Source organism: Flavobacterium piscisymbiosum (assembly GCF_020905295.1).
GTDB classification, from domain to species: Bacteria; Bacteroidota; Bacteroidia; order Flavobacteriales; family Flavobacteriaceae; genus Flavobacterium; species Flavobacterium piscisymbiosum.
Window position 1 is genome coordinate 2,780,310 of the sequence record NZ_JAJJMM010000001.1, and the last position, 25,514, is coordinate 2,805,823.

Here is a 25,514-nt window from a genome sequence, read left to right on the forward strand (position 1 = left end):
TTTCTTTAATTGGTTATAATATATTCCAACCTAAGCTTGTTAGGCCTTGATTTTGTTGTTTTTTTTTCTTTAAAAGTAGCTTGTGCCAAGATTTTGCAACAAAATCCAAGCATCACTTTTGTCCTCAGAAGTAATATATGAATTTGTATCTTATATGTACTCCAAAAGCATTTATATTAGTTAGTAGTACTCTGGAAGTTGTAATTAGCTTTTGTTTAGTAATTCATATTTTATCTCTGAGGAATACTTTGATCATGTGGAGTTATAGTAGCAAAATTTGCTCAAAGCATATTCTACAACTTCACTATCTCTGTCTTTAAGTAGTATAATTCCTTTGCTGTAATTTTTATTCTCATTTTTACATCGGGAAAAAATAGCAAGATTGTGTGGACAGCTGATTTCTCTCAGCAATGTTGAGAGATTTGGAATCTTTATATTGCTCATAATAAGCTAGTCTTAATTTGTCGCGTTAATAAGGCAACTACGCGATTTTTTAATTTTAAATTACTGTTAGGTCAGTAATTCTATTTAATTATACAGCAAATTTTGAAAAAATTTAAATATTTACAAATATTTACTGTTAAAGCGGTAAAACAAATATAAAAATATAGTTTTAGATATTTGCAAGGTGAAAAATGATTATATTTACTGCTTAGACAGTAATTATGAGTGATTTTAATTTAGGGAAGTTAATTATAGAACATCGCAAAGCTGCGGGACTTACGCAGCTCCAATTAGCTGATTTGGCAGGCATAGGCAAAACAACTGTGTTCGATATTGAAAAAAATAAACAATCCATAAGATTGGACAGTCTGATAGCGGTCTTGAATGTTTTGAATATTGATGTTCAATTTATAAGCCCATTAAAAAAATAAGAGATGAGAAAAGCAGTAGTTTATGTTCACGGTACCAGGGCTGGTGAGCTTATGGAAGAAGAAAACGGAAGGTATTTATTTATCTATGATGATGATTATTCTTCAGAGCCAGTGTCCTTAACTATGCCTACTGCCCATAAAAAATATTCATTTCTAGATTTTCCGCCTTTTTTTGAAGGGCTGTTACCGGAAGGTATAATGCTCGAAGGCCTTTTAAAAATAAATAAAATAGATAAGAAAGATTATTTTTCACAGCTTATGGCTGTAGGAAATGATCTGGTAGGGGCAGTAACGGTTAAAGCTGAAAATAATGAATAGATGCCCGATTAGTTATAAACCTTGCGGAGAAGATCTTTACAGCGTAGAAGGCTTGAAATTATTATCTTCTAAGTTACTCTCATTAGAAACGCTTCCTTTTTCTGCATCGGAGCTACGTCAGGAAGCAGCAAATAGAGCAGCTAAGTTATCAATTCAGGGCGTTCAGCCTAAATTAAGCGCCGTATTATCGATTAAAAACCAGCAATTTGAAATTGTAGATCAGTACGGTAATTTTATTATAAAACCGCAGAGCGATATATTTCCGGAATTACCCGAAAATGAGGATCTTACTATGCGAATGGCTAAGGTTTATGGAATTGAAGTGCCGCTTCACGGACTGATATATTCTAAAGATAATTCGAAATCTTATTTCATAAAAAGGTTTGACCGGTATGGTAAAGGCAAAAAATATGCCACTGAAGATTTTGCACAGTTGACAGGGAGTTCCAGAGATACCAAATACAATTTTACGATGGAGAAAATTGTAAAAGTGATAGAGGACTTCTGTACATTTCCTTCAATTGAAAAAGCAGAGTTTTTCAAAAGGATATTATTTTGTTTTATCACTGGTAACGAAGACATGCATCTCAAAAATTTTTCCTTGATAACAAAATCAGGAAAAACAACCCTGACACCTGCGTATGATTTTCTTAATTCATCAATTGCCATTAAAAATCCACAGGAAGAAATGGCACTTAAATTAAAAGGCAAAAAAAGTAATTTTAAAGCTAGTGATCTTGTTGATTATTTTGGAAAAGAAAGATTAGGGTTAAATGATAAAATTATCGATATCGTTTTAAAAACAATGTTTGAGAAGACAACGAAATGGAATGAATTAATTGAGATTTCTTTTTTGTCTGAGCCAATGAAAGAAAAGTATTTTAAATTGATGAAAGAACGATTGGCGAGGTTTTAGTTATTGACATTTTTGAATTTTGTATTTTTTTATTGATTCAATTTTTAGTCCAATTTTTCATATCAGCTTAGTCGTTGGTTTGCAAAAAAAAGAGTAAAATCAAACGTGCTTTAATTAGTATATTCGGTTGTGTTAAAATTAGTAAACAGTAAGGCAATTTATTCAATTGTTCATTTTGCAACTCTTTTTATTTCGAGTTGTACGCCAAGTATTTGTTGGATATAGTCTTTTAATTTTTCCATAATAAACTAATAAAATTAATAGTAAACCATATAGGTTTATTGTGCAAGTATAGGTTTATTGTATTGAAATTAATTCATTAATGAATAAAGTATAGTGATTATTGTATAAAAAAAATCAGTTTATATCGAAATAATAGCTTTATCATTAAATCCTGTATTTTCATTGTATTTAATATAGCCTAATTGATTGGTTATTAGTTTTGTATTTCCAATCTCAAAATCAGCAACGTTGACGTGATGGTGCTGAATATGGAAAACAAATTGTCCCGACAGTGTCGGCACAATTAGAAACTAAATATGGCAGATGTTTTACTGAAAAAAAAATTAAGACGAATGCTTCGTTTTGTAGAACAATTTTCAGATAAGCAAATGGTGATAGCATTCTCTCAAAAATTAAGATGGTTATATTTTATTGAATTATTACCCATAAAAAATCATGATGCCATGATTTTTTATGCAAATCAGGTTAACAGTCAATTAATGAGTGTAAAGGGGGGGGGCGAAAACAAATAGAAAAGAAAACTTTTGAATGTACAGAAATAGCAAACTTACAGATCCTTTTTCGGCTAGATGTTTTCCGAGTAACATTAATGCTGTGGTTGTTATAGGTTCCATATTGTAAGGGTTTGGTTAGTTAGTAAAGTTTTCCTTTCTATTTAAATTTCAGTTTGTCCAAAAGATCGTTAAAGTACTGCTCTCCCCAGATTTTAAGAACACTGTCGTCTTTAATGAACGGAATAACATCTTCTTTTACATTGTCAATAGAAACTGTTTTAAATTTTTCTTGCAACAGTTCAATGACATCTTGTTTTGTCAGTTCGTCCTTATTCCAGTCCTTTGTATCTTTGGCACGCAGAGTAAAATGGTGCAGGTCAAGAGGAATGCCTCTTTTTACGTACCACTCAAAATCGTACCAGTCGCGGCCTTTTACTCTTATTCCCCATTTTCTGAATAATAGTGCATGCATTTTGCCCGCAAATAAACTCGGCTTGTCAAAGCATTTCACATAAAAAGAAAAAGGGCGGGTCAGAAGTTTATTTTCTGTTTCGAATCCCAGAGGTGGACGACGGTCTACTTCAATTTTAATTTTTACAGTTCTATTTGTTGTTTTTATTCCTTCCTGTTTGATAATATCTTCCAGTACAAGTTCTTTCCATTCGGTTGTGGATTTAAGAAATGCTGAATCAATATTGGTTTTGATGGCCTTGTCTTTTTCGCGGATGCTAACTTGCATTCCGACTGCCTTAAATTCATCTACGATAGATTCGAAATAAGGTTCTAGAGAAAAATCCGGATCTTCTTTTAGAAGAGAAAAATCTAGATCCTCTGAAAAACGGTCCAGTTCATAAAATATCCGAAGAGCTGTCCCTCCATAAAAGGCGGCTTTTTCGAAAAAATCAGTTCTTGACAATCCTGCCAGAGCAATTTCTTGCATGATCTCACGCAAAGCAGATAATACATCATCCGTATTTTTAGGACCATACTCGGCAATCCATTCCTTTATCATAATCTCTCTAGTGTTTTAATAAGCATTAGTAAACTTTGTTTTTTTGGTGCATCTTTAGTCCAGGAGCGTATGACTTTGAGATTAAGCTTCCGTAGACTTTCGGGTTCAATGCGAAGATCATCAGTCAAGAAATTTAATGTCTGTGCAGTTCCGCGAAGAACTAGGCGCGAAGTTGTGATGATTTTGTCACACAATGCTTTCTCCGGCGATGCGATAAGTGCAGTCTGGCCGTCAGAAAGTTCAATGCTTTTTATACCAAAACTGTAATACGGCCAAGGTGTTGTGCGATATGTGTATCGGCCTGCGGGAGTTTTATATTTTTTTGAAAGCTTTATTGTCATCGAGCTTGTTTCATATACACGTTCCGGAATCAGTCCCCAGTAGGACAAAGCTGATTCCAATGATACGTAACTGGGCCCCCATAAGTGGTTTGCAATCAGAAATGGTTCCGTTCCTGAAACTCCATTTTTTGTAGCGTTTACATATAGTCCTTTTTTCAAAGAAATTATGTCGCCATTTTTTATCAGCTCGCTGATTTTATCATTTGGCCTTTTGTATTCTTTTAGTATATCTAGCATGATATGCCTGTTGAGAGGCGCTTTATTTAACTTTTGAATTGAATATTTTAAGTCCATTGTTGTTTAATTTGATGCTAAAATCGGAAAAATTCCGATTATTAACAAATATTCACACATTTAATTTTGCTTTATTATTCACAGATAATCGGAAATTTTCCGATTATCTGTGAAATTTTTAGCAGTAAATAATCAGCCTCAATCTAAAATAGAAAAAAGGGACACACTCGATTGTGATCTGGGTCATAAAAATGACCCAGATCAGTTTTTTTAACATTAGCTTTTAATGTCGCGTCAATTAGCTTTTGATGCATATTGAGATATGCAATATTGAGTTATATTTGTATGAAAAACACATCGTTATTGTTTTATATTGCATATCGCAATATGCGATATTGGTTAAAAGGGAATGTATGTCATTCGAATCTAGAGTTTGATGTTGTATTTTATTTAAATTTTCTTTTTGCTGTAGTCTCCCACAATTTAGTCATAAAAATTGAAAATTAATGGATCAGATAATTGAAACTATCTATGAGTGGAAAGAGGTTTTAAAGTAGAAAATTCTTTTTGAAAGAATATCACTTAAATTTAGATTTGAGTTTTTCCATGTCTTCCATTATGTTTACATCTAAAACCTTTGCATAATGCTGTGTCTGCTTGGTATTGGTATGACCCATCATCGCAGATACATTTTCCAGTCTTACTCCGTTTCCTAAAGTTACAGTGGTGGCAAAAGTGTGTCTGGCAACATACCAAGTAAGGTGTTTATTTATGCCGCATACATCAGCTATTTCCTTAAGATAAGCATTCATTTTCTGATTGGAAATTTTCGGGATAAGACCTTTCTGCTGGTTTTTGTATTTAGAAATGATATTCTCAACGGTAGGGAGTACCGGAACATTAGCTCTAATAGCAGTTTTTGCTCTGCTGGTCATAATCCATAAATTTCCAGTTGAATCTTCAGATAAGTTTCTCTCGGTCAGCTCCAAGGCATCGACAGGGGCGTAGCCAGTATAGCAGCTAAAAAGAAATATATCTTTAACCTTTTCCAGACGCGGAGTTGAGAATATTTTATTCTCAATTGTATTCAGTTCCAGCTGGGTTAGGAAAACGGCATCTTTTACGCTTAATCTGCCGTCATAAATATTGAATGGATTTTTTATGATCAAATCCATCTTAATGGCGTAATTGCATGCAGTTTTATACATTTTCATATATTTTACCACCGAATTGTTTTTGATGCCTGTCTGCTCTTTGAAACTGCTCTCGTATTTAAGGAACTGCTCCAGTTTAAAGACAAAGGAGCTTGAGATTTCAGATGCGGGCATATCTTCCTTTTTGTAGGTACTGGTGATGAAATCCAAAAGTAAATCCTTCGCTCTTTTGTACTTCTGCAGTGAAGCCGGTGCGCGCTCTCCTGAGTTAACTCTTTTAGTAAAAAATAAGTTGTAAGTGTCCATAATCTCAATTATGGTTGGGCCTTCAGGCTGGTCTATTTTTACTTTTCCTGTGAGTTCAGCTTTTAATAATTCCAAGTCAACTTCAGGGTCAATCCTGAAGAGTTCAGTAAACTTTTTTTCGGCATTAAGCTGCGTAAGATCAAGAGAGCTTTTAATTACCTTCTCTTTTTCCGCCTTCAATGTATTTTTCAAGTGATTTGTCTGAATCCATCTTTCTTTCGAGATGAATTTTCCCGAGGCGATTGTAATTATTTTGTTTTTATAAGAAAGTCTTAGAATAATGGAGCTTTCTCCGTCCCGATTAACTCTGCCAGATTTTAGCAGAAAAATTGTTTTTAACATGTTATCTAGTTTTAAAATTAATAATCAAATTGAATTAAAAATTTTAAGAGAGCCCATTGATAGCAGGGAATTCCCAGGGAATTCTTTTGCTTTAGTGGTCCAATTTTGAGAAAAAAGATCTCAAAAAAAGTGGGTCACTAATTGTGCCACCATTTTTTGATAAAACATGTGCTTTTTGAAAAGTCTGCAAAAACGAAAAAGCCTTTAAACACTAGTGTTTAAAGGCTTTTGACTTTTAAAGTTTCTTCTGAAACTTCTACTGGCGGAGAAAGAGGGATTCGAACCCCCGGACCTGTTACAGTCAACAGTTTTCAAGACTGCCGCATTCGACCGCTCTGCCATTTCTCCAGTATGTTGCGATCATTTGCTGATTGCGAGTGCAAATATAGTGCGCTTTTCTGATTATAAAAACTTTTTTAGTGCTTTTTTTTACTTAATTTTTAAGTGTCTAATTATCAGTATTTCTGTAAAAGAGATTTTCGAAAAAATTAGTCTAAGTCGTCTAAAATTGGTGTTGGTTTTTTGTTTTCATCCACGGCAACAAATGAAAAAGTTCCTGAAACAACCGTTTCGCGAAGTTCTGAATACATTTGTTCCATAAAAATATCAACATGAATTTTGCAGCTTGTTCTTCCAACGCTATCCACTTTTGCCACTAATTCGATTAAAGTTCCTGCCGGAATTGCTTTTTTAAAGTCAATTTGGCCAGTTGATATCGTTACTACTTTTTTGCGGCTAAAACGCGTGGCACAAATAAAAGCCACTTCGTCCATAAGATGAAGTGCAGTTCCTCCAAATAATGTGTCATAATGGTTCGTAGTACTCGGGAAAACCGCTTTGAATATGTGTGTCTCAGATTTCTTAATTCTTTCTTCTAATGTTCCCATATTAGTAGCTTACGTATTCTGTGATCTCAAGACCATATCCAATCATTCCTACTCGTTTTGTTTGCTCTGTGTTTGATACCAGTCTAATTTTAGAAATATCAATATCATGCAGAATTTGAGCTCCAATCCCGTAATCTTTGCTGTCAATGACTACTTTTGGTGCTTTCATCGTTCCTTCTGCCTGTAAAGCCTTAAGTTCAGAGATACGGCTTAATAAGTTTACTGCCTGCATATCCTGATTAATAAAGATTACAGCTCCTTTTCCGTTTTCGTTAATAACTTTAAACATGCCGTCTAATTGTTGCTCAGCATTGTTTGTTAAAGTTCCTAATAAATCATTATTTACCTGCGAAGAGTGAATTCTGGTTAAGATAGGTTCTCCAAGATTCCAGGTTCCTTTTGTTAAGGCAATATGAATTTGTTTATTTGTCGTTTGTTCGTAAGCTCTTAGTCTAAAAGTTCCAAAACGGGTTTCGATATCAAAATCTTCTTTTTTAACGATAAGGCTATCGTGTTGCATTCTGTAGGCAACTAAATCCTCAATCGAAACTAATTTTAAATCAAATTTCTTAGCCACTTTTACCAATTCAGGCAAGCGCGACATTGTTCCGTCTTCATTTAGAATTTCGCAAATCACACCAGCAGATTTAAATCCGGCCAATCTTGCAAAATCAATAGCCGCTTCTGTATGACCAGTTCTTCTTAATACACCACCTTGTTTTGCTACCAAAGGAAAAATGTGTCCAGGTCTTGCTAATTCGTGAGGTTTTACATTTGCATCTGTTAATGCTAATACTGTTTTAGATCTGTCAGCAGCAGAAATTCCTGTTGTTACTCCATGTCCTTTTAAATCTACCGAAACCGTAAAAGCAGTTTCCATATGATCTGTATTATTGGTAACCATTGGTCTTAAATCCAATTCCTTACAACGGCTTTCAGTTAATGGAGCACAGATTAATCCACGTCCGTGAGTAGCCATAAAATTGATCATTTCTGGTGTTACTTTTTCGGCTGCAGCCAAAAAATCACCTTCGTTTTCACGATCTTCATCATCGACTACAATGATTACTTTACCTTGACGAATATCTTCTATAGCTTCTTCAATGGTATTCAGTTGTATTTTTGTTGTTGACATTGGGTAATTGTTTGTTATTTATTGAATTCGGCAAGCGCCTCTTTCATGTGTGTTTTATTAAATAAATAAAAAAAGATATAAAAAGGAAATCCTAAGAACAATGTAAAATAAGGATTCGCAAAATTTGAATTATCAGTAAGTTTTGTGATTTCAGATAAAGTTTTGGTTGTTTTATAAATAAATAGATAAAACAAAATTAGATTAAGTATTTGTGCAATTATAAATAAGAAATGTGTTGAGAACAATGAAGACAGGATGAATCCTAGCACATATAAAAACAAAACCAAATTACTTTGCTGGCGATATAACTCAAAATAATGTTTAAGTTTAAAATAATCTACATTATATAAATCATTAGATTTTAACAGATCATCTTGAGTGATTCCTCTGTTTTCTAAAACTTTTAAAACTTTTAATCTTTGCTGAGATGAATATCCAAATTGTTCAGTGTTTTTTATAATTCCTTTTAAGACATTATCTGGTAACTGTAAATATTTTTGATATTCCTCATCTTCATTATTTAGTTTAACTAAATCAAGTGAAACTATTTCTTCCTTAAAATGAAATTCAGTGTTTGTAAATTTGCTAATTAAATTGTGTATTGGCGTAGTAATCGCATCAAAGTTGATTAATCCGTTGTCGTTTGTGGCCCGATACGTTAATAATATGGCCAATGGCGATAATACAAAAGAAGACATCCATGACCCCATAAACGGAGACATTCCACCTTCTTGCGAGAGTCTTTTTCCAAAAGTATTGATAAAGTGGAAAGTAATAAAAATCAAAACGGCGAATACAATTGGTAAACCAAGTCCCCCTTTTCGGATAATAGCACCTAACGGAGCCCCAATAAAAAACATTAAAAAGCACGCAAAAGCAATTACGAACTTTTCGTATAAAGCCGTTAAGTGTTTATTGATATCGCGTTGTTTGTCTTTAAGGTCTTTTTGAGTGGTTTCAATAGAGTAGATGTTGCTGGTAACATTACTGCTGGCCATTTTCAGAATATCCGACTTTTGTTTGTTGGTATATAAAGATAAAACATTATTAGGTAATGGTTTTTTCTTCTTGTTAGCCTGAACTGAACTTGAAATTGGAGATTTTCTAATACCAACGCGCTGGTTGATATTCTCTGAAAAAGAAAGAATTTCATTGTCCAGATTTTTATTCAAAGAATCTAACGTATAACGTAATTCGTTTACATTTAGCATTGCGTTTGTGCTACCAACGCTTTCTTTGTCTTCGTCGACTTTATTTAGTTCAGATAAGTCAATATTGATAACCTGCTTTTTAAAAGCTGCTTTTACAAAAGGTAGCTTAGCACGATCTTCATATTTTGTAGGCGTAACATCTTGATAGTAATATCCGTCATTCAAAACCAGTTTCAAGATGCTGGACTTTTCGTTACTTATTAATTTACCGTCTTTTGCCTTAATAACAGTTTTGTTTTCACCAACGTTATTAGGTTTTTCATGAATAGTAACACCGGTTAAAATATTTCCGTTTTCACCTGATTTTTTGTTCACTTTTATATTATAAAAGCCAACATCGCTAAACTGACCTTCGGCAATAGCCATTGCGGGTTTGGCCTGAGCGATGTTTTTTCGGAAATTCATAAATTTATATTCCGCAAATGGAATCACATTGTTGGCAAACCAAAACGCAACAATACTTAAAACAAAAATAAAGACAATTAAGCCTCGCATTGCTCTCTGAAGTGATATCCCGGAAGATTTCATAGCGGCAAACTCGTAGTTCTCAGCTAAATTTCCAAAAGTCATAATCGAAGCCAGTAAAACCGATAAAGGTAAAACCAGCGGAATGATTCGCGGCATCGAGAACAACAGGAATTTTACAACCAAAATCAAATCCAGATCTTTACCTGCCAGTTCAGATATAAAGAGCCAGACGGTTTGAAGAATGAATATAAAAAAAAGGATTACAAATACCGTAGTAAATGTAATCAGGAATGTTTTTAGTAAGTATTTGTCTAAAATTTTCAACCTTGTAATTTAATCTAATTTGTTGATGTAGTATTTTGGATATTTGCTCGCTACAAATGTAAATTGATTTTTTGATAAAGGCTGATTGGTTTTAAAAGAATTAACGGTTAAAGTGGTTTTTGTTCCATTTTTACCAGTTTCAATTAAATTATAGATGTGTTTTGTCTGAACATCAATACCTAAAAGGATTTCTTTTCTTTGATCTTTTGCACTTGTAGGCGCTAATTTAATGTATTGAATTTTTCTTCCTTTTACATTTTGCACAATATCCATATTGTATTTGTATCCGGAATTAAAAAACGTAAGCATTTTTGAAGGTGTAATGGCAGCATCGTCTTTTTCGTTTACTTTAGAAACTGTAACTTCTTCGTCTTCAGGAACAATTGTGTATGTTTTTTGTCCGTCAAATATTTTAGTCACACCCATAAAGTTCAATACATATTGATTGCTTTTCATGGTTACGTTTCCTTTGCTGTCCTGGTTGATGTTTTCTTTGGCGTTATTCAAAGAATATTTAAAATCAATAACAATATTGTCGTAACTCTTTATTTTGGCAGTTACTTCGTTCAATAAATCTTTGGCCTTTTTATCCTGAGCCTGAATAGAAGTGAAGCTCAAAAGCAATATAACTGCCATTTGAAAGCACTTTTTAGTCATCTTAGTAATAGAATTGTTTTGGATTTCCTGAATTTTTGTTTTCATGATTGGATTAATTTTGTTCATTATTAAAAAATTGATCAAGAGCACTTAAGTCAGATATGTTCACACTTCTTGCTTTACTGCCTTCAAACGGTCCAACAATTCCTGCTGCTTCCAGCTGATCGATCAAACGACCGGCTCTGTTGTAACCTAATTTTAATTTTCTTTGCAATAATGAAGCTGAACCTTGTTGCGCATTGACAATAATCTCAGCAGCTTCTCTAAATAGGGTATCTCTTTCGGAAATATCCATATCAAGATTAATGCCAGTTTCTTCTCCAACAAACTCCGGAAGCAAATAAGCTGTAGCATAAGCTTTTTGCGAACCAATAAAATCCGTAATTTTTTCTACCTCAGGAGTATCGATAAAGGCACATTGTACACGAACCACATCATTTCCGTTGGTATATAATAAATCTCCACGACCAATTAACTGATCGGCTCCTTGTGTGTCAAGAATCGTTCTCGAGTCAATTTTTGATGTTACCCTAAAAGCAATTCTCGCAGGGAAATTCGCTTTAATCAAACCTGTAATAACGTTTACAGACGGTCTTTGTGTGGCAATAATCAAGTGAATACCAATAGCACGTGCTAACTGAGCCAAACGCGCAATCGGAATTTCGACTTCTTTACCGGCAGTCATAATCAAATCGGCGAACTCATCGACAACTAATATAATATAAGGTAAGAATCTGTGTCCGGCCTCAGGATTTAATTTTCTGGCTCTGAATTTTTCGTTGTATTCTTTAATATTACGAACCATTGCATCTTTCAACAATGAATAACGATTATCCATTTCAACACAAAGCGAATTTAAAGTATTCACCACTTTTGCATTGTCGGTAATAATTGCGTCTTCAGTATCCGGAAGTTTGGCCAAATAATGTCTTTCAATTTTATTAAATAAGGTAAGCTCTACTTTTTTAGGATCCACCAAAACGAATTTTACTTCGGCAGGATGTTTTTTGTATAAAAGTGAAGTTAAAACAGCATTCAATCCAACAGATTTTCCTTGTCCTGTAGCACCCGCCATCAATAAGTGAGGCATTTTAGCTAAATCAACAACAAAGGTTTCGTTCGAAATTGTTTTTCCTAAAGCAATTGGTAATTCCATTTCAGCTTCCTGGAACTTCGCAGATCCAATAACGCTTTTCATAGAAACCATTGTTGGGTTCTTGTTAGGAACCTCGATACCAATTGTTCCTTTTCCTGGAATTGGCGCAATAATACGAATTCCTAATGCCGAAAGAGACAAAGCAATATCATCCTCCAAACTCTTAATTTTAGAGATTCTGATTCCGGCTTCCGGTACAATTTCGTATAAAGTTACCGATGGACCAACGGTTGCTTTAATCTGGGCAATTTCTATTTTGTAGTTACGAAGCGTATCTACAATTTTATTTTTATTTTCTTCTAATTCTTCCTGGTTGATCGTAATTCCGCCAGTCGAATATTCTTTTAATAAATCGATTGTTGGAAATTTATAATTTGATAGATCTAAAGTTGGATCGAATAATCCAAAATCAGCCACAAGGCGAGAAGCCAGGTTTTCTTCGATAATATCTTCTTCTTCCGGTTTTTCAACAACAAATTCTTCCGTGTGAACCACAGGCGCAACTGTTGCTGGTTTTATATCCATTTGAAGAGGTTTTACAACCGGATTCAAATCAATTTCTGATGAATGATTTATAGTAGGTTTTAAGGCTTCTTTGTTGATTTCGAACTGAGTATCTTCTGTTTTTAAATGAATGTTATCTAATTCAGGATCTTCCTCAATTGCAAATTCTTCAAGATTATAAGCGCTTTCTGCCTGTTGTGGTTTTAGGGAACCAAGTTCTGATTTGAATTCTTTTTTAGTAGAATCAAAGTAAGACTGGATCTTCTCCGGAGATAATTTAATTTTAAAGATGAGGTAAATGATTAATCCAAAAAGCAAGGATAGTAAAGTACCTGTTTTTCCGATGTAATCCTGAAGGAATAAATTCAGCTCATACCCAATTGTTCCGCCTAATTCAGGTGCCGATGTGGCGAAAAATCCAAATAAAACCGAAACAACAATGATGGCAAATAAATCCCAGAACCAAATACTTTTGAGTCTTTTGGTAGACATTTCTAATGCCAGAAATAATCCGGTTAAGAAAAATAAGCGAACCAATACAAAAGAAGCAAGTCCAAAACCTCTGTAAACAATCAAATCGGCCATGTAAGCACCAAATTTTCCGAGCCAGTTTTGTACCACCTCAGAGCGATCACCAAGCTCACTTACGGCGCTTTGATCTGTTTGCCATTGTCCGTTGACGTAAAAAGAGATAAATGCAACTAATAGTGCAATAGAAAATAGTACCAAAAGGCAACCCAAAACAAAACGTTGCTGTTTGTTGGGTCTCCAAGATTTTAAATTCTCAGTTTTTGGTGCGTTTTTTTTGTCTACTGTTTCTTTTTTTGTTGTTTTTGCCATTCTTGCGTTTCCTGTTGCCTAGATAAATTTTGGGATATAAATGATCAAGCCGATTGCAATTGCTGTCATTGCGGCAAAAAATACCGCTCCTGCAGCAATATCTTTAATAAACCCGATTCGTTCATGATAATTAGGATGAATAAAGTCAGCAATTTTTTCGACTGCTGTATTCAATCCTTCAACACTTAAAACTAAACCTATGGCTAAGGTTTGACAAAGCCATTCGGTTTGAGAAATATGAAAATAGAATCCTGCAATGGTCATTAAAATTCCCAATGAGAATTGAACCATTATGCTGTGTTCTGTCTTAATCAATTTTACAGCTCCGTTAAACGCATATGTCATGCTTTTTAAACGGCCAGTAACAAAAGTATTATCTTTTTGAAATTCCATTTATAGGTATTATAGTGCTGCTAAAGCTGCTTCGTAATTTGGCTCATTTGCGATTTCAGCAACTTGTTCCGTATGTGTAATTTTTCCGTTTTCATCAACAACAATAATAGCTCTTGAATGTAAACCTGCTAAAGGTCCGTCAATAATTTCTAAACCGTTTGCTTTACCAAAAGCACCAGCTTGAAAATCAGATAAGTTTACTACATTTTCTAATCCTTCGGCTCCACAAAAACGTTTTTGAGCAAATGGTAAATCTCTAGAGATGCATAAAACGGTTGTGTTTTCTAAACCGCTTGCACTTTCGTTGAATTTTCTAACAGATGTTGCACAAGTTCCTGTATCAACACTTGGAAAAATGTTTAAAACTAATTTTTTTCCTGCGAAATTACTTAATGAAGCAACAGACAAATCGTTTTGTACTAATTTGAAATCAGCTAGTTGAGAACCAACTGTTGGTAATTCGCCTGAAGTATGTATCGGATTTCCTCCTAATGTTATTGAAGCCATGATGTTTGTTTAAATTAATGAGGTTCAAAAGTAAGGATTAATATTTGAATCTAAAAGTATTTGTTAGCTGTTGTCATGACAATTAAGCTAGTTATAAGATAACGAATAATTTGTGCGTTTATGTTATAAATGATGCTATTTTTCTTTGCGTGAATATGGAACGCAGATAATACGGATTAAGCGGATTTTGGCGGTCATTTTTGTCATCCCGATTTCTATGATAAAACCAAATCTTTTTGATAAGGGATTTGGTTTTTTATTACCGCAAAAACTCGATGGATTATTTTATTTCTCACAGCGTTTAAAACGCTCATTTTATTCTTTCCTTCATCAACTTTTCTAATGTAGTATGTTTTTAAATCATTATCTGATCGGACCGCACTCATCGCTGCCAGATGCAGAATAGTTTTTAGATTTTTATCAGCAAGCATTGATACTCCAGGCCTTCTTTTTAATGATGTTCCAGATTGAAAATCAAAAGGAACTACTCCGCTGTAACATGCCATTTTCCTAGGATCAGTTATAGTTGTAAATCCTTCTGTTTTTGACAACAATGTCCATGATAAAACCTGACCTACTCCAGGAACAGATTTAATCAATTTCTGTTTCTGATTAAGGCTCTCTTGGTTTTGGATTATATTTTCAATATCATTTTCTATTATCTTAATTTGGACGTCAATATCTCTAAGAAGCTTAATATTTAAGTCTTTTAGGTGTTTATCTAAGCCAATACTTTTCATGAGTTTGTAATCATGCTGCTGTACTATTAGCTGCTTTTTAATCTTTATTCTTGAAGCTCTTTCGGTTAATAGTATTTTTATCTTTTTAATCGAACAAGAACATGGCTTCCATTCTCTGCTTTCCTGATGATTTTTTTCGATGAAATTACAAATGCGAAGAGCATCAATTTTATCATTTTTACCTCTAACAAGTCCTATACTTTTTTTGATATGTAAAGCTGATATTACATAAACTTTAAAATCAAATTTTTCAAGCACTTCAAACAGATTCCAATTATATCTGCCTGTATTTTCCATAGCTATAATTACCTTTTCTTCCGAGTAGCTTTTGAAGAAACGTTTAATAACAGGTACTTTATTTTCAATGGAAAAGTAGCTTACTGTCTCATTTTTAATACAGATATCCAAAGTCTTACTGCTGATATCAATGCCGATAATAATGTTTTTCATAACTTTGCTTTTACGATTCAACAAATGATTTGAGAAATTCATCATAAGCTCAACTCCTTGATAACGGGTCTCTAGCCCAAATTTCTATCTGAGTCTTTGATGAAAGGGAAGCGAAAGTCTTAATCAAGATATGAGTCACAAACTCAGAGGAACGAATAGTTTACTTTTGCTTCCTTTCTCAATCATAAATTTAATTAAATTTCAAAAAGCAAATCTAAAGGAGGAACGAGGGATCTCCGTTAGTAGCTCGACAATTTATGAAATACTTTGTGTTAGTTTCTTGCGGAGATCCCTCGTTCCTCGGGATGACATACTTTGTGGTTGCTTTTTTTGAAAAAACTATGGTTGAAGTCTTTCATCCTTAATTCTCTGTTCTTTTTTCCGCGAGAGGGATGGAAGCTAGCTACCGAAGTAGCGCGTACAGCCCGACAGCATCCCGATAAGAGGGCGAATAAGCGTAAAGTAAATTTGCCCTCTTACCGGGATGGTGGCTCGCCCAAATAATTTTTAATTTTAGATTTTAGATTTTAAGATTGATGCAGTTTGTCAGGCTGAGCGACAAAGTAGAGGTAAACTGAAAACTGGGACTGAAAACTGGGACTGAAAACTGCAAACTGCACCCGAAAACTACAAACAAAAAAAAACGCTCTCTTGGAATGAAAGCGTTTCTTACGTCATGTTTTTTTGTTTTTTCTCTGAAAAAGAGGTCGATTTATTTATCGATAGAACCTAAAACACGTTTCATAAACGCATTTAAAGCTTCTTTTTTATCGGTGCCCTGAACTACCATTTTGTGTACTTCGAGTGCGCCATACATATTAGATATTAGTTCGCCAATTACATCCAATTCTTCATCTTTTAAAGACGGAATTTCAGTCATTGCTTCCAGAACTTCAATCGTTTCAATGATATAATCCTGATCGTTTTCTTCGATAAATTGGGTCAATTGCTTTATTACGGGTAATTTCATGTTTAGATTTCTTAGATTTTTAGACATTCTTAGACTCCTTAGACTTTTTTAAAATTTAAGACAACATCTAAGAAGTCTAAAAATCTAAACCAGTCTAACTAATCTAAATTTAAGCAATTGCGTTTACCAAGTCGATTAAAATTTCTTGTTTGTTGGTTTGAGTTTCTCCAACTAATTTTCCGTTTACGAAAGTAGCGAATGTTGGCAAGTTGCTTACATTGGCTAATTTTCTTGATTCCGGAGAATTTTCTGCATCAACCAAAACAAAAGTGATAGCTTCATTTTCTGTTGCTAATTTTTTGAATTTTGGTTTCATAATACGGCAATTTCCACACCATGAAGCTGAATATTGTACTACTACTTTTTCGTTTTTAGCAACTAAATCTGCTAACGTATCTTCGTTTAAGTCGATTAACATATCTTTTAAATTTAAATTCCAAATTTTTTAAAATTCCAAATTCCAAAATCGGAGCTAAAATTTTTAAATTTGAGGGTTATTTTTTTAATGAAATTCCAAGTTTATAAATTTCAAATTCCAAATCGTATGATTGAAACTTAAAAAAATAATGTTTGAAATGTGATTGGATTCTTGTGAGAGAAAAACTCCAAATCCTCAAATTGGGATTTGGGATTTGGAATTTTAAAAAATGTGGTATTCTATTTCTTAGTTTGCGCTTAAGTATTCAGCAGTACTGATTCTGTCTGCGCTCATTGCTTCTTTTCCAGCTTCCCAGTTTGCAGGACAAACTTCTCCTTTTTCCTGGATATGAGTATAAGCATCAACCATACGTAAGTATTCGTTTACGTTACGACCTAATGGCATATCGTTTACACTTTCGTGGAAGATTTTTCCAGTTTCGTCAATAATGTAAGTAGCTCTGTAAGTTACGTTTGAACCTTCGATGATTACTGAATCAGTTTCTTCGCTGTATTCTGTAGAATCGATATCTAAAATTCCTAAAATGTTAGATAAGTTACGGTTTGTATCTGCCAAAATTGGGTAAGTTACACCTTCGATTCCACCGTTGTTTTTTGGAGTGTTTAACCAAGCAAAGTGTACTTCGTTTGTGTCGCATGAAGCTCCAATTACGATTGTATTTCTTTTTTCAAATTCTGGTAATGCAGCTTGAAAGGCGTGTAATTCAGTTGGGCATACAAAAGTAAAATCTTTTGGGTACCAGAACAATAATACTTTTTTGTTGTTGTTTACTGCTTCTTCAAAGATGTTGATTTTTAAATTGTCACCCATTTCTGAGATAGCATCTACTGCAATACTTGGGAATTTCTTTCCTACTAAAGACATATTTTTCGTTTTACGTTAAAAATTTATTTCTGATGCAAAAGTAGGGCATAACTACATGTTCTTACAATAAGAAGTGATTATAAATATTTATATATTGATAGTATTTGACTATTATGTATTGTTTTTGTTGTGTAACTTATTGTAAGTCAATATTTACAGGTAATTTTCCGTTGCATGTTAAATTTTCAAGAAATTGAATTCCTGCATTTTTTTGGAACTCATTAAAATCCTGATACACCTGAATTAATCCTGAAGCCTTTGTTAAATAAGGAATAATAGGCAAAACATAAGGATTTCCGAAAACGTAAACGATGCATTTTTTAGTTTGCAATAAGTTCGAAAGCAATTCTAAAACTTCGTCGTCGATTTCGAAATTGTTCATAGGTTTTGCTTTTGGAACAAATAATGAAATAATAATAGTTTCGAAATTTTCTAAACTCGATGCAATTGATTTAATATCTGAAACTTCTAAGTTTTCGAAAGCAAATTCCGGAGATTCTAATTTTGTATTTAAGGTTTGAAAGAAAGTATTCTCTATACCTTTATATAAACTCAGTTTTGCTAATTGACTGTTTTTTTGTGCTTCAAAAGCCAATTCAATATTTGTGTTATCGATTATTTTTGTAATCGAATGTTGCGCAACTTCAAAATTTAAAGCTGATGTTTTTTCGAAATCTAATTCTCCTGAAGTAAAGTTATTATCCGATAAAATTCCAACTTTTTCTTTGGCTTTCATGATTCTGTTAAAGCTTTCTTCGATACGTTCCGGTGATGCATTTTTAAGGATCGCTTCAATTCCTTCGGGAACATTTTCGGCGAAACATAAAACGTCGTTTCCGGCGTTGAAGGCTTCCCATTCCAGTTCTCCTTTGGTTTCATATAGTTTAGAAACGCTGTGCATGTTTAAGGCATCAGAAATCACCAAACCGTCATAACCCAATTGCTCGCGCAGAAGCGTTTCGATAATAGGTTTTGATAAAGTAGCCGATGTATTTTTTCCGTCATTCAAACTCGGAACGGCAAGATGGCCTATCATAATCGAGTCTACATTATTTTCGATTCCTTTAATGAAAGGATATAATTCGTTTTCTAATAATTCTTCAAGGGTTTCGTTTAAAACCGGTAATCCCAAATGCGAATCGACATTGGTGTTTCCGTGTCCGGGAAAGTGTTTCAGGCAGCCCAGAACACCAACTTGCGACATTCCATTAAGATATTCAATCGAAAAATCAGCGACTTTTTCTTTGTTTTCACCAAAAGAACGATAACCAATAACGGGATTGTTCGGGTTATTATTAATGTCTGCCAAAGGCGATAAATTATAATGAATTCCCGCAGCTTTCAGGTCTAAACCAATTTGTTTACCCACTTCGTAAACCAAACTCGATTTACTTTCAGGTAAAGCGCCAAGTGTAATGGCGTACGGATATTGAGGTGTCTTTTCGATGCGCATGGCCAAACCCCATTCGGCATCAATACTGATTAAAAGTGGAGTAGGTGCTGCTTTTTGATAACGAACAATCAGATCCTTTATTTTTTGATAACTATCATCATTAAAAACGATTTTTTTCTTGCTTTCGTAATTTGTTGCAGCACTCGCACGGCTGTGAAAAAATGTTAGTCCGCCAATGTTGTGTGCTGCGATTAATCGTTCAGTTTCCTGAATGTTTTCTTCGGTATCGTTTATAAAAACTGCGGGAAAAAAGAATTGTCCCACTTTTTGTCTTAGTGCTTGAGCTGTCATTTTCATTATTATAAAGTCTTTTTCATACAGACACTGTTATCCATCTTTTCGTAAGGCGGATAATTTGGAATTATGGTATAATTTAGTTTTTGATATAAGTTGATGGCTTCGGGCTGGTTTTTTCCGGTTTCGAGAATGGTATAATCATAACCGACTTCTTTCGCCCAAATTTCTAATGCTGCTAAAACTGCAGAAGCAATTCCTTTTTTGCGATGCTCAGGATGCACGTACATTCGTTTGATTTCGACTGTATCTTCTTTTTTCTCCCTAAAAGCGCCACAACCCACTGCAATATCATTTTCATAAAAAACGATAACATGTTTTATCGCGTCAGTTTTATTAAACTGATTGTAAAAGGCGTGATCTTCTCCGTCTCTAATCGCTAAATCCTGATCTAATAACACCACTAGATTTTTAAAATCGATATCGTCAGAGTTTGTTCTTTTTAAGGTAATCATGATTCAATAAAAATATTTTAATAGAAGTTTTCTTTTTTTTTTGCCATTAAAACCATTAAGTAATTTAATCCAAGCTTTATGACCTTAATGTCTTAATGGTAAAAAAATAAGTTTTAATTTAAAAAAAGATCCTTTAAATAATTATGAATATTATTTTGAGGCATTTACTTATTTCAGTTTTGCTTTCTTTTGTTTGGCTAATTGCTTTTTGGTTTCAATAGCTTTCTCGAGTCGGTTTTTAAAACGGAAAAGTTTCGGCAAACCTTCTAAACGGTCTTCGAGAGTGATTTCTTCATAAACAATAATGGCTTTTTCTAAAACCCGTATCTCATTGTCGAGATCGATTTGGTTTTTGTAGAGAGTTGCCAGTCGGTCATAAGGATGATTTCCTTTAAAACCTTCGCTAATATTTTCTTCGTATAACGCAATTGCTTTCTCAATTTCTCCTGCTTTCTCCAATTCAATTGCTTTCAGGTTTCGTTCAACCTGGATGTTTTCATTGATTTCCATGGGCGTTATATTGTATAGCTGTTATGCTGTTTTTTTACCGAAATCTTTTGGGAACTCTAAAAATCGGGAAAGAATCAATCCCGGAATTGTTGCCAGCAAAACCCATATAAAAAAGTTTTGATAGCCTAAAAATTGCTGTATATAACCACTTAACATTCCCGGCAACATCATTCCTAAAGCCATGAATCCGGTTGCCAATGCGTAATGAGCTGTTTTTGATTCTCCTTCGGCAACATGAATTAAAAACATCATAAAGCCTGTAAAACCAAAACCGTATCCAAATTGTTCCAATATAACAGTGATGCAGGTATAAAGATTAAGCGGGGAGTTTATTTCGAAAAAATAAAGGTTTATATGCAGGTGGAAAATTTCTTCCGGCTGAAAATGAGCTAATCCAATAAAACCAAGAATTGGTAAATGCATGGCCAAAAACATAGGAAACATCCATTTGGTAAGTCCTTGTTTAGAGATGGCAATACCTCCCAAAATTCCTCCAACTGTTAAAGCGAAAATCCCTAAAGTTCCGTAGATAATTCCAACAGCTTCAGTGTCTAATCCCATTCCGCCTATTTCTTTTTTGTCCAATAAAAATGGACTTAACATTTTAAGCAATTGTGATTCGCCTAAACGGAAAACCAGAATAAAAGCCAAAACCAATCCGATTTGTTTTTTCTTAAAGAAACTTACAAAGATGGTGGCAAAGTTTTGATGCGGAACGATTTTGTGGTTTACATCAGCATTGATTTCATTTTTTGGTGTAAAAAAGAAATTATAAATAGTAATAAAAGTCATTAATAAACCAACGGCAATCATGGTATACGACCATGCCTTGGTATTATCACCATATTTATGTTCCAGATATCCTGCAAACAAAACAATCAATCCGTTTCCGGCTAACAGTGAAAGTCGGTAAAAAGTACTTCTGATTCCGAGGAAAAACGATTGTTGTTCTTTTGGTAAAACCAACAAATAAAAACCATCGCTCGCAATATCGTTAGAAGCCGAAGCAAAAGCAGCAACCCAAAAAATGGCCAGAGTCATAATAAAAAAGCCACTTGCGGGAATCGTAAATCCGACCAGTAAAAAGGCGATCGAAATCAATAATTGCATCGATAAAAACCATTTTCTCTTAGTTCCGTGTAATTCTATAAACGGACTCCAGAGTGGTTTTATAACCCATGGTAAGTATAATAAACTGGTATAAACTCCAATATCTTCATTTGAAATTCCCAGATTTTTGTACATAATGACAGAAACTGAGATGATTACGGCATAAGGTAAACCAGATGCGAAATTAAGAAGCGGAATCCAAAACCAGGGTTTATTATCTGTTTTCATTAGGCTGAGCAGGTGAATAAAGTTTAAATGTCTTTTTTAAGTCGATCGTAGTCGGGGTACTTTCGTTCGCAAAATAATCAATAAATGTTACAGCGCAAGCTTTATATTGATTCATTTTTTCAGCCGGGATCGAAAACTGGATGGTGCCTTCATTTTCATAAACCGTGATTTTTTCAATTATTTTGCTCGGATCGTTAATGTCTATTTTCGAGGTACTTTCTCCTCCATAAACTACCATATAACGCACCTTTGTATTCAGCGGCGCTTTAATATTAAACGCATAATGTACGCTGTCTTTTTGATATTCATTCACCACCGGAATATCAATTACAATATGTTTTAAATTAGGAACCGGAGCAGGAAGCGCAGGATATTTATATTGATTTTCTTCTAAAACCCGTACAACATCAGCATTTTTGTTCATGAACCATTTAGAACTGAAATACGCACTTCCGCCTACTTTTTTGAAACTTCTTGCAAAATCAATCTGGGTTGGAATTTCGCTTACAAAGTTCCAGCTTTTGTCACTATCGCCTCTAATTTTATACGAAGCATGACCAATATAAAGAGCAGTATTATTAGAGTTTTCAGACCACCATTTTACCAATTTCGAGTAAGAAGCCCTTGGGTTATTCATACTCCAGTACAATTGCGGCAAGATATAATCGATCCATTTTTGGTCCATCCATAAAACAGGATCTGCATATAAATCATCATAATTAGAGGTCGATTGTGTCTCAGAACCTTTTGGATCCATCGATTTATTACGCCAAACCCCAAACGGACTGATTCCGAATTGTACCCATGGTTTACTGGCTTTTATCGTAGTGGAAATTGTGTGTACAAAGCTGCTCACATTCGCACGACGCCAGTCTGATAGAGTTAAACCCGCACCATATTTTCTATACGATGCCGTATCGTTAAAAGTTTTTCCGGGAACTGTATAAGGATAAAAATAATCATCAAAATGAATCGCGTCAATATCGTATTTGTCAACGACTTCTTTTACAACTTTTGTCAAATGTTGCTGAACTTCAGGCAATGCAGGGTCGTAATAATATTTTCCGGCATATTCTATCATCCATTCCGGATGTTTAAAAATGTCGTGATTTGGGCTTAAAAGATTTTTGTTTAAATCGAAAGTAGCACGGTACGGATTCAGCCAGGCGTGAAACTCAAAACCTCTTTTATGCGCTTCCTCAATCATCCACGCCAATGTATCGTAATAAGGATTGGGAGCCACACCTTCTTTACCAGTTAAAAAACGTGACCAGGGCGCAAATTCTGATGGGTAGAAAGAATCTCCAACACTTCTAATCTGAACGATTACCGCATTATAATTGAGCTTTTTGTAAGCTTCTAAAATCTCAAGATAATCAGCTTTTTCTTTTTCGACACCGTCAATGGCTGTTTTCGGCCAGTCGATATTGACAACGGTTGCAATCCAGACACCTCTAAATTCGTTTTTAGGGTAAATTATTTTTTCCTGTGCATTAGAAATTAATCCAACGAAAAATAAAAATATAATAGAGAAAAGTACTTGCTGATTTTTATGCATTTCAATCTTTTTTAACAGAAACCAAAAATAGTTTTTTTAGCGGACTATAATAAATAATTAATAAATTATAATTTGAACGGTATTTATTTGGTTTTCATATAATAGCTTGTGTTTTTTATGATTTATAATTTTATCGAAAAACAAAGATTGATTTTGAAAAAGAAATTTAACCGCAAATTTCCTGTTTGGGTTTCAGTATTTTAAACAATAAACAAAATAAAGGGCAAGCAAATCTAATGCCGAAATCTTCTTGAAAGCGCAATTTTAGGTTTGTCAACCGAAATTCAGGATTTAAATTTTCAATTTAATTACAGTAAAATACATGTTTATATTTTTATTATAATTTAAGAAATACCGTATGAAAATTAAAAAAGATTCATTTTGTTTTTTATATTTGAACCCAACCAATTAAAACTAAATTCATGTTTGTTATTTTACCCATCCTTATCCTCTTTATCTTTTTATGGATCTTTTATTATAATTCCCTTATCGGAAAAAGAAATCAGGTAACGAATGCTTTTTCGGCTATTGATGTGATGCTTAAAAAACGTTTTGATTTGATTCCGAATCTGGTTGAAATTGTAAAACAATATACCGATTACGAACAAAGTACTTTAACAAAAATCGTTGAGCTTCGTGCCAAAGCAACTTCCGGTTCCGTTAGTGATACCGAAAAAGCAAGTCTTGATGCAGAATTGAGCACGACGGTAAGAGGTTTAATGGTAAATGTCGAAAATTATCCAGATCTAAAAGCAAACGCAAGCTTTACTAATTTGCAAACCACCTGGACAGAAAGCGAAGAGCAAATTGCTGCTGCCAGAAGAACTTATAATGCTGTGGTAACAGATTTTAATAACGCTATTATGATGTTTCCGGGTAATTTATTTGCCGGAATGTTGAGTTATACTCCAATCGAAGTTTTGGCAACAGCCGAAGAAGAGCGTAAAAATATTAGTGCAAAAGAGCTTTTTAATCGCTAATGGATTCAGAAATCAGTAATAATCCCGCCTTGCAGGAGGTTTTGAATACATTAGAAGTTGACCGTAAAAAAATTGCGTCGACTTATACCGTTTGTTACACCGTATTTGGTATTGCAGCATTACTTATCGTGGGCGGATTACTTATAGGAGCTGCAACTGTGGCTATTATATTAAGTTTGATTCCGATAATTGTGGGTATTGTAATGCTTTTTCAGATCGATGGTGATGCCCAAAAATACAAAGTAGCTTATAAAATGAATGTTGTATCAACGGCATTAAAAAAGATCAACGAAAGTCTCACTTTTGTACCTCAAAGCGGACTTATGGAAGGTGAATTTATAGATTCTGACCTTTTTACAACAGAACCGGATCGCTATAAAACACAGGATTTAATAAGCGGAACTGTCGATAAAACTTCTTTCTCGTTTGCCGAAGTTCACGCCGAATATAAAACCGAGACGCAAACCAAAAACGGAACGCGTACCGAATGGCATACGATTTTTAAAGGAATTATTTTTGTAGCCGACTTTAATAAAAACTTCACGGTTTCGACAGTTGTCAGGCCAAAAAGCTTTGGAAATACGGTTGGCGCATGGTTTTCTAAAAATATTTTCAGTTTTGGAAATACTGAAATTGTACAGTTAGAAAACACCAATTTCGATAATCAGTTTGTTACCTATTCCAGAAATCAAATCGAGGCAAGATATATCTTAACGCCCGCCATGATGGAAAGAATTTTGGACTTAAACAATAAATCCGACGAAACGATTTCGCTTTCGTTTATAAGTTCAAAAATGTATATCGCTTTCCCGCTAAGCAACAATTACTTCGAAGCGCCTATACATACGTCGCTTTTAGTACCCGATTTACTTACCGATGATCTTTCGATTGTTCAGTTTATGCATGATATTGTTCATGAACTGGATTTGAATACGAGGATTTGGGGGAAGGGGTAAGCTTTCTTTTTATAAAATATTTTAACCGTTTGATAGATTTTGATTTGTTCAAGATTTATGAAGCGGTTTTTTTTATTACAATATAAAACAGGTATTACTACTTGCTTGTTTTCTTTTATTTATTACTAATCTTGTTTTCAGTGAATTATTGATACAATATGGTTTTCCGTAAAAAAGATATTACTTGAGT

General features: G+C 34.0%; 25 protein-coding genes, 1 tRNA gene and 1 pseudogene. 6 read left to right on the top strand and 21 right to left on the bottom strand.

Annotation, left to right across the window (positions count from 1 at the left end; genetic code table 11):
* Positions 1–665 precede the first annotated feature (665 nt).
* The 3 genes from LNP81_RS12090 to LNP81_RS12100 are packed head-to-tail and all read left to right on the top strand — an operon-like array spanning position 666 to position 2,109.
* Positions 666–875 (top strand): helix-turn-helix domain-containing protein, encoded by a 210-nt coding sequence (locus tag LNP81_RS12090; RefSeq protein ID WP_230036120.1) that lies wholly within the window; start codon positions 666–668, stop codon positions 873–875.
* 3 nt (positions 876–878) lie between these two features.
* Complete coding sequence (locus LNP81_RS12095) at positions 879–1,193, top strand: HipA N-terminal domain-containing protein (protein WP_230036123.1); 315 nt, start codon at positions 879–881, stop codon at positions 1,191–1,193.
* On the top strand, positions 1,186–2,109 hold the full coding sequence (locus LNP81_RS12100; protein WP_230036125.1) for a HipA domain-containing protein: 924 nt from the start codon (positions 1,186–1,188) through the stop codon (positions 2,107–2,109). The genes LNP81_RS12095 and LNP81_RS12100 overlap by 8 nt, the downstream gene beginning before the upstream one ends.
* A 362-nt stretch (positions 2,110–2,471) precedes the next feature.
* Here the strand turns inward: LNP81_RS12100 and LNP81_RS12105 are convergent, their stop codons facing one another.
* Positions 2,472–2,633, bottom strand: coding sequence for a hypothetical protein (locus LNP81_RS12105; RefSeq protein ID WP_230036127.1), 162 nt, complete (start codon positions 2,631–2,633; stop codon positions 2,472–2,474).
* 15 nt (positions 2,634–2,648) lie between these two features.
* Between LNP81_RS12105 and LNP81_RS12110 the strand changes: the two genes are divergently transcribed.
* The gene (locus LNP81_RS12110; protein WP_230036129.1) at positions 2,649–2,864 is read left to right on the top strand and encodes a DUF1016 N-terminal domain-containing protein; all 216 of its coding nucleotides are present in this window, start codon (positions 2,649–2,651) and stop codon (positions 2,862–2,864) included.
* 139 nt (positions 2,865–3,003) lie between these two features.
* Here the strand turns inward: LNP81_RS12110 and LNP81_RS12115 are convergent, their stop codons facing one another.
* From LNP81_RS12115 to LNP81_RS12210, 20 genes and pseudogenes are all read right to left on the bottom strand, one after another.
* A complete protein-coding gene (locus LNP81_RS12115) occupies positions 3,004–3,858 on the bottom strand; it encodes a nucleotidyl transferase AbiEii/AbiGii toxin family protein (RefSeq protein ID WP_230036132.1) in 855 nt (284 codons plus the stop codon).
* Positions 3,855–4,436, bottom strand: coding sequence for a type IV toxin-antitoxin system AbiEi family antitoxin domain-containing protein (locus tag LNP81_RS12120; RefSeq protein WP_230036134.1), 582 nt, complete (start codon positions 4,434–4,436; stop codon positions 3,855–3,857). Before LNP81_RS12120 ends, LNP81_RS12115 begins: the two co-directional genes overlap by 4 nt.
* Positions 4,437–5,011: 575 nt before the next feature.
* Complete coding sequence (locus LNP81_RS12125; protein ID WP_230036136.1) at positions 5,012–6,235, bottom strand: site-specific integrase; 1,224 nt, start codon at positions 6,233–6,235, stop codon at positions 5,012–5,014.
* 260 nt (positions 6,236–6,495) lie between these two features.
* Positions 6,496–6,583 (bottom strand) — tRNA-Ser (locus tag LNP81_RS12130).
* A gap of 140 nt (positions 6,584–6,723) precedes the next feature.
* Positions 6,724–7,122: an acyl-CoA thioesterase gene (locus LNP81_RS12135; RefSeq protein WP_173970686.1), complete on the bottom strand. Its 399-nt coding sequence runs from the start codon at positions 7,120–7,122 to the stop codon at positions 6,724–6,726.
* Between the two features lies 1 nt (position 7,123).
* Positions 7,124–8,257, bottom strand: coding sequence for a 3,4-dihydroxy-2-butanone-4-phosphate synthase (gene ribB, locus LNP81_RS12140; protein WP_230036138.1), 1,134 nt, complete (start codon positions 8,255–8,257; stop codon positions 7,124–7,126).
* A 575-nt stretch (positions 8,258–8,832) separates the two neighbouring features.
* Positions 8,833–10,260 (bottom strand): annotated as a pseudogene (locus tag LNP81_RS12145) (LptF/LptG family permease); the annotation flags it as partial.
* Positions 10,261–10,269: 9 nt separating this feature from the next.
* Complete coding sequence (gene lolA1, locus LNP81_RS12150) at positions 10,270–10,917, bottom strand: outer membrane lipoprotein periplasmic chaperone LolA1 (protein ID WP_487318664.1); 648 nt, start codon at positions 10,915–10,917, stop codon at positions 10,270–10,272.
* A 52-nt stretch (positions 10,918–10,969) separates the two neighbouring features.
* A complete protein-coding gene (locus tag LNP81_RS12155; protein ID WP_230036142.1) occupies positions 10,970–13,417 on the bottom strand; it encodes a DNA translocase FtsK in 2,448 nt (815 codons plus the stop codon).
* 18 nt (positions 13,418–13,435) lie between these two features.
* Positions 13,436–13,810 carry a diacylglycerol kinase gene (locus LNP81_RS12160; protein ID WP_230036145.1) on the bottom strand — a complete coding sequence of 125 codons (375 nt, stop codon included), beginning with the start codon at positions 13,808–13,810 and terminating at the stop codon, positions 13,436–13,438.
* A gap of 9 nt (positions 13,811–13,819) precedes the next feature.
* Positions 13,820–14,317 (bottom strand): thiol peroxidase, encoded by a 498-nt coding sequence (gene tpx / locus LNP81_RS12165; RefSeq protein WP_230036147.1) that lies wholly within the window; start codon positions 14,315–14,317, stop codon positions 13,820–13,822.
* A gap of 215 nt (positions 14,318–14,532) precedes the next feature.
* Complete coding sequence (locus LNP81_RS12170) at positions 14,533–15,507, bottom strand: IS110 family RNA-guided transposase (RefSeq protein ID WP_230033283.1); 975 nt, start codon at positions 15,505–15,507, stop codon at positions 14,533–14,535.
* A gap of 712 nt (positions 15,508–16,219) precedes the next feature.
* Positions 16,220–16,477: a DUF6952 family protein gene (locus tag LNP81_RS12175; protein WP_017495510.1), complete on the bottom strand. Its 258-nt coding sequence runs from the start codon at positions 16,475–16,477 to the stop codon at positions 16,220–16,222.
* Positions 16,478–16,586: 109 nt separating this feature from the next.
* The gene (locus tag LNP81_RS12180; RefSeq protein ID WP_230036149.1) at positions 16,587–16,895 is read right to left on the bottom strand and encodes a thioredoxin family protein; all 309 of its coding nucleotides are present in this window, start codon (positions 16,893–16,895) and stop codon (positions 16,587–16,589) included.
* 246 nt (positions 16,896–17,141) lie between these two features.
* The gene (locus LNP81_RS12185) at positions 17,142–17,780 is read right to left on the bottom strand and encodes a peroxiredoxin (RefSeq protein WP_230036151.1); all 639 of its coding nucleotides are present in this window, start codon (positions 17,778–17,780) and stop codon (positions 17,142–17,144) included.
* A gap of 136 nt (positions 17,781–17,916) precedes the next feature.
* Entirely contained in the window at positions 17,917–19,530 is a 1,614-nt protein-coding gene (locus LNP81_RS12190; protein WP_230036153.1) for a glycoside hydrolase family 3 protein, read from the bottom strand.
* Between the two features lie 2 nt (positions 19,531–19,532).
* A complete protein-coding gene (locus tag LNP81_RS12195; RefSeq protein ID WP_230036155.1) occupies positions 19,533–19,982 on the bottom strand; it encodes a GNAT family N-acetyltransferase in 450 nt (149 codons plus the stop codon).
* Positions 19,983–20,150: 168 nt separating this feature from the next.
* Positions 20,151–20,492, bottom strand: a complete 342-nt coding sequence (locus tag LNP81_RS12200) for a hypothetical protein (protein ID WP_078008433.1) — start codon at positions 20,490–20,492, stop codon at positions 20,151–20,153.
* A 21-nt stretch (positions 20,493–20,513) separates the two neighbouring features.
* Complete coding sequence (locus LNP81_RS12205; RefSeq protein WP_230036157.1) at positions 20,514–21,830, bottom strand: MFS transporter; 1,317 nt, start codon at positions 21,828–21,830, stop codon at positions 20,514–20,516.
* Positions 21,817–23,388 carry a glycoside hydrolase family 10-like protein gene (locus LNP81_RS12210; protein WP_230036159.1) on the bottom strand — a complete coding sequence of 524 codons (1,572 nt, stop codon included), beginning with the start codon at positions 23,386–23,388 and terminating at the stop codon, positions 21,817–21,819. Before LNP81_RS12210 ends, LNP81_RS12205 begins: the two co-directional genes overlap by 14 nt.
* Before the next feature lie 422 nt (positions 23,389–23,810).
* Here LNP81_RS12210 and LNP81_RS12215 point away from each other — a divergent pair, with 422 nt between their 5' ends.
* Together LNP81_RS12215 and LNP81_RS12220 are read left to right on the top strand one after the other, a co-directional pair.
* Positions 23,811–24,368, top strand: coding sequence for a LemA family protein (locus tag LNP81_RS12215; protein ID WP_230036161.1), 558 nt, complete (start codon positions 23,811–23,813; stop codon positions 24,366–24,368).
* On the top strand, positions 24,368–25,324 hold the full coding sequence (locus tag LNP81_RS12220) for a DUF3137 domain-containing protein (RefSeq protein ID WP_230036163.1): 957 nt from the start codon (positions 24,368–24,370) through the stop codon (positions 25,322–25,324). The genes LNP81_RS12215 and LNP81_RS12220 overlap by 1 nt, the downstream gene beginning before the upstream one ends.
* The last annotated feature ends 190 nt before the right edge of the window (positions 25,325–25,514 follow it).

Coding starts and splice junctions, on each gene's coding strand:
- LNP81_RS12090 (WP_230036120.1), top strand. CDS start 666: ATGAGTGATTTTAATTTAGGGAAGTTAATTATAGAACATCGCAAAGCT.
- LNP81_RS12095 (WP_230036123.1), top strand. CDS start 879: ATGAGAAAAGCAGTAGTTTATGTTCACGGTACCAGGGCTGGTGAGCTT.
- LNP81_RS12100 (WP_230036125.1), top strand. CDS start 1,186: ATGAATAGATGCCCGATTAGTTATAAACCTTGCGGAGAAGATCTTTAC.
- LNP81_RS12110 (WP_230036129.1), top strand. CDS start 2,649: ATGGCAGATGTTTTACTGAAAAAAAAATTAAGACGAATGCTTCGTTTT.
- LNP81_RS12115 (WP_230036132.1), bottom strand. CDS start 3,858: ATGATAAAGGAATGGATTGCCGAGTATGGTCCTAAAAATACGGATGAT.
- LNP81_RS12120 (WP_230036134.1), bottom strand. CDS start 4,436: ATGCTAGATATACTAAAAGAATACAAAAGGCCAAATGATAAAATCAGC.
- LNP81_RS12125 (WP_230036136.1), bottom strand. CDS start 6,235: ATGTTAAAAACAATTTTTCTGCTAAAATCTGGCAGAGTTAATCGGGAC.
- LNP81_RS12135 (WP_173970686.1), bottom strand. CDS start 7,122: ATGGGAACATTAGAAGAAAGAATTAAGAAATCTGAGACACACATATTC.
- ribB (WP_230036138.1), bottom strand. CDS start 8,257: ATGTCAACAACAAAAATACAACTGAATACCATTGAAGAAGCTATAGAA.
- lolA1 (WP_487318664.1), bottom strand. CDS start 10,917: ATGACTAAAAAGTGCTTTCAAATGGCAGTTATATTGCTTTTGAGCTTC.
- LNP81_RS12155 (WP_230036142.1), bottom strand. CDS start 13,417: ATGGCAAAAACAACAAAAAAAGAAACAGTAGACAAAAAAAACGCACCA.
- LNP81_RS12160 (WP_230036145.1), bottom strand. CDS start 13,810: ATGGAATTTCAAAAAGATAATACTTTTGTTACTGGCCGTTTAAAAAGC.
- tpx (WP_230036147.1), bottom strand. CDS start 14,317: ATGGCTTCAATAACATTAGGAGGAAATCCGATACATACTTCAGGCGAA.
- LNP81_RS12170 (WP_230033283.1), bottom strand. CDS start 15,507: ATGAAAAACATTATTATCGGCATTGATATCAGCAGTAAGACTTTGGAT.
- LNP81_RS12175 (WP_017495510.1), bottom strand. CDS start 16,477: ATGAAATTACCCGTAATAAAGCAATTGACCCAATTTATCGAAGAAAAC.
- LNP81_RS12180 (WP_230036149.1), bottom strand. CDS start 16,895: ATGTTAATCGACTTAAACGAAGATACGTTAGCAGATTTAGTTGCTAAA.
- LNP81_RS12185 (WP_230036151.1), bottom strand. CDS start 17,780: ATGTCTTTAGTAGGAAAGAAATTCCCAAGTATTGCAGTAGATGCTATC.
- LNP81_RS12190 (WP_230036153.1), bottom strand. CDS start 19,530: ATGAAAATGACAGCTCAAGCACTAAGACAAAAAGTGGGACAATTCTTT.
- LNP81_RS12195 (WP_230036155.1), bottom strand. CDS start 19,982: ATGATTACCTTAAAAAGAACAAACTCTGACGATATCGATTTTAAAAAT.
- LNP81_RS12200 (WP_078008433.1), bottom strand. CDS start 20,492: ATGGAAATCAATGAAAACATCCAGGTTGAACGAAACCTGAAAGCAATT.
- LNP81_RS12205 (WP_230036157.1), bottom strand. CDS start 21,830: ATGAAAACAGATAATAAACCCTGGTTTTGGATTCCGCTTCTTAATTTC.
- LNP81_RS12210 (WP_230036159.1), bottom strand. CDS start 23,388: ATGCATAAAAATCAGCAAGTACTTTTCTCTATTATATTTTTATTTTTC.
- LNP81_RS12215 (WP_230036161.1), top strand. CDS start 23,811: ATGTTTGTTATTTTACCCATCCTTATCCTCTTTATCTTTTTATGGATC.
- LNP81_RS12220 (WP_230036163.1), top strand. CDS start 24,368: ATGGATTCAGAAATCAGTAATAATCCCGCCTTGCAGGAGGTTTTGAAT.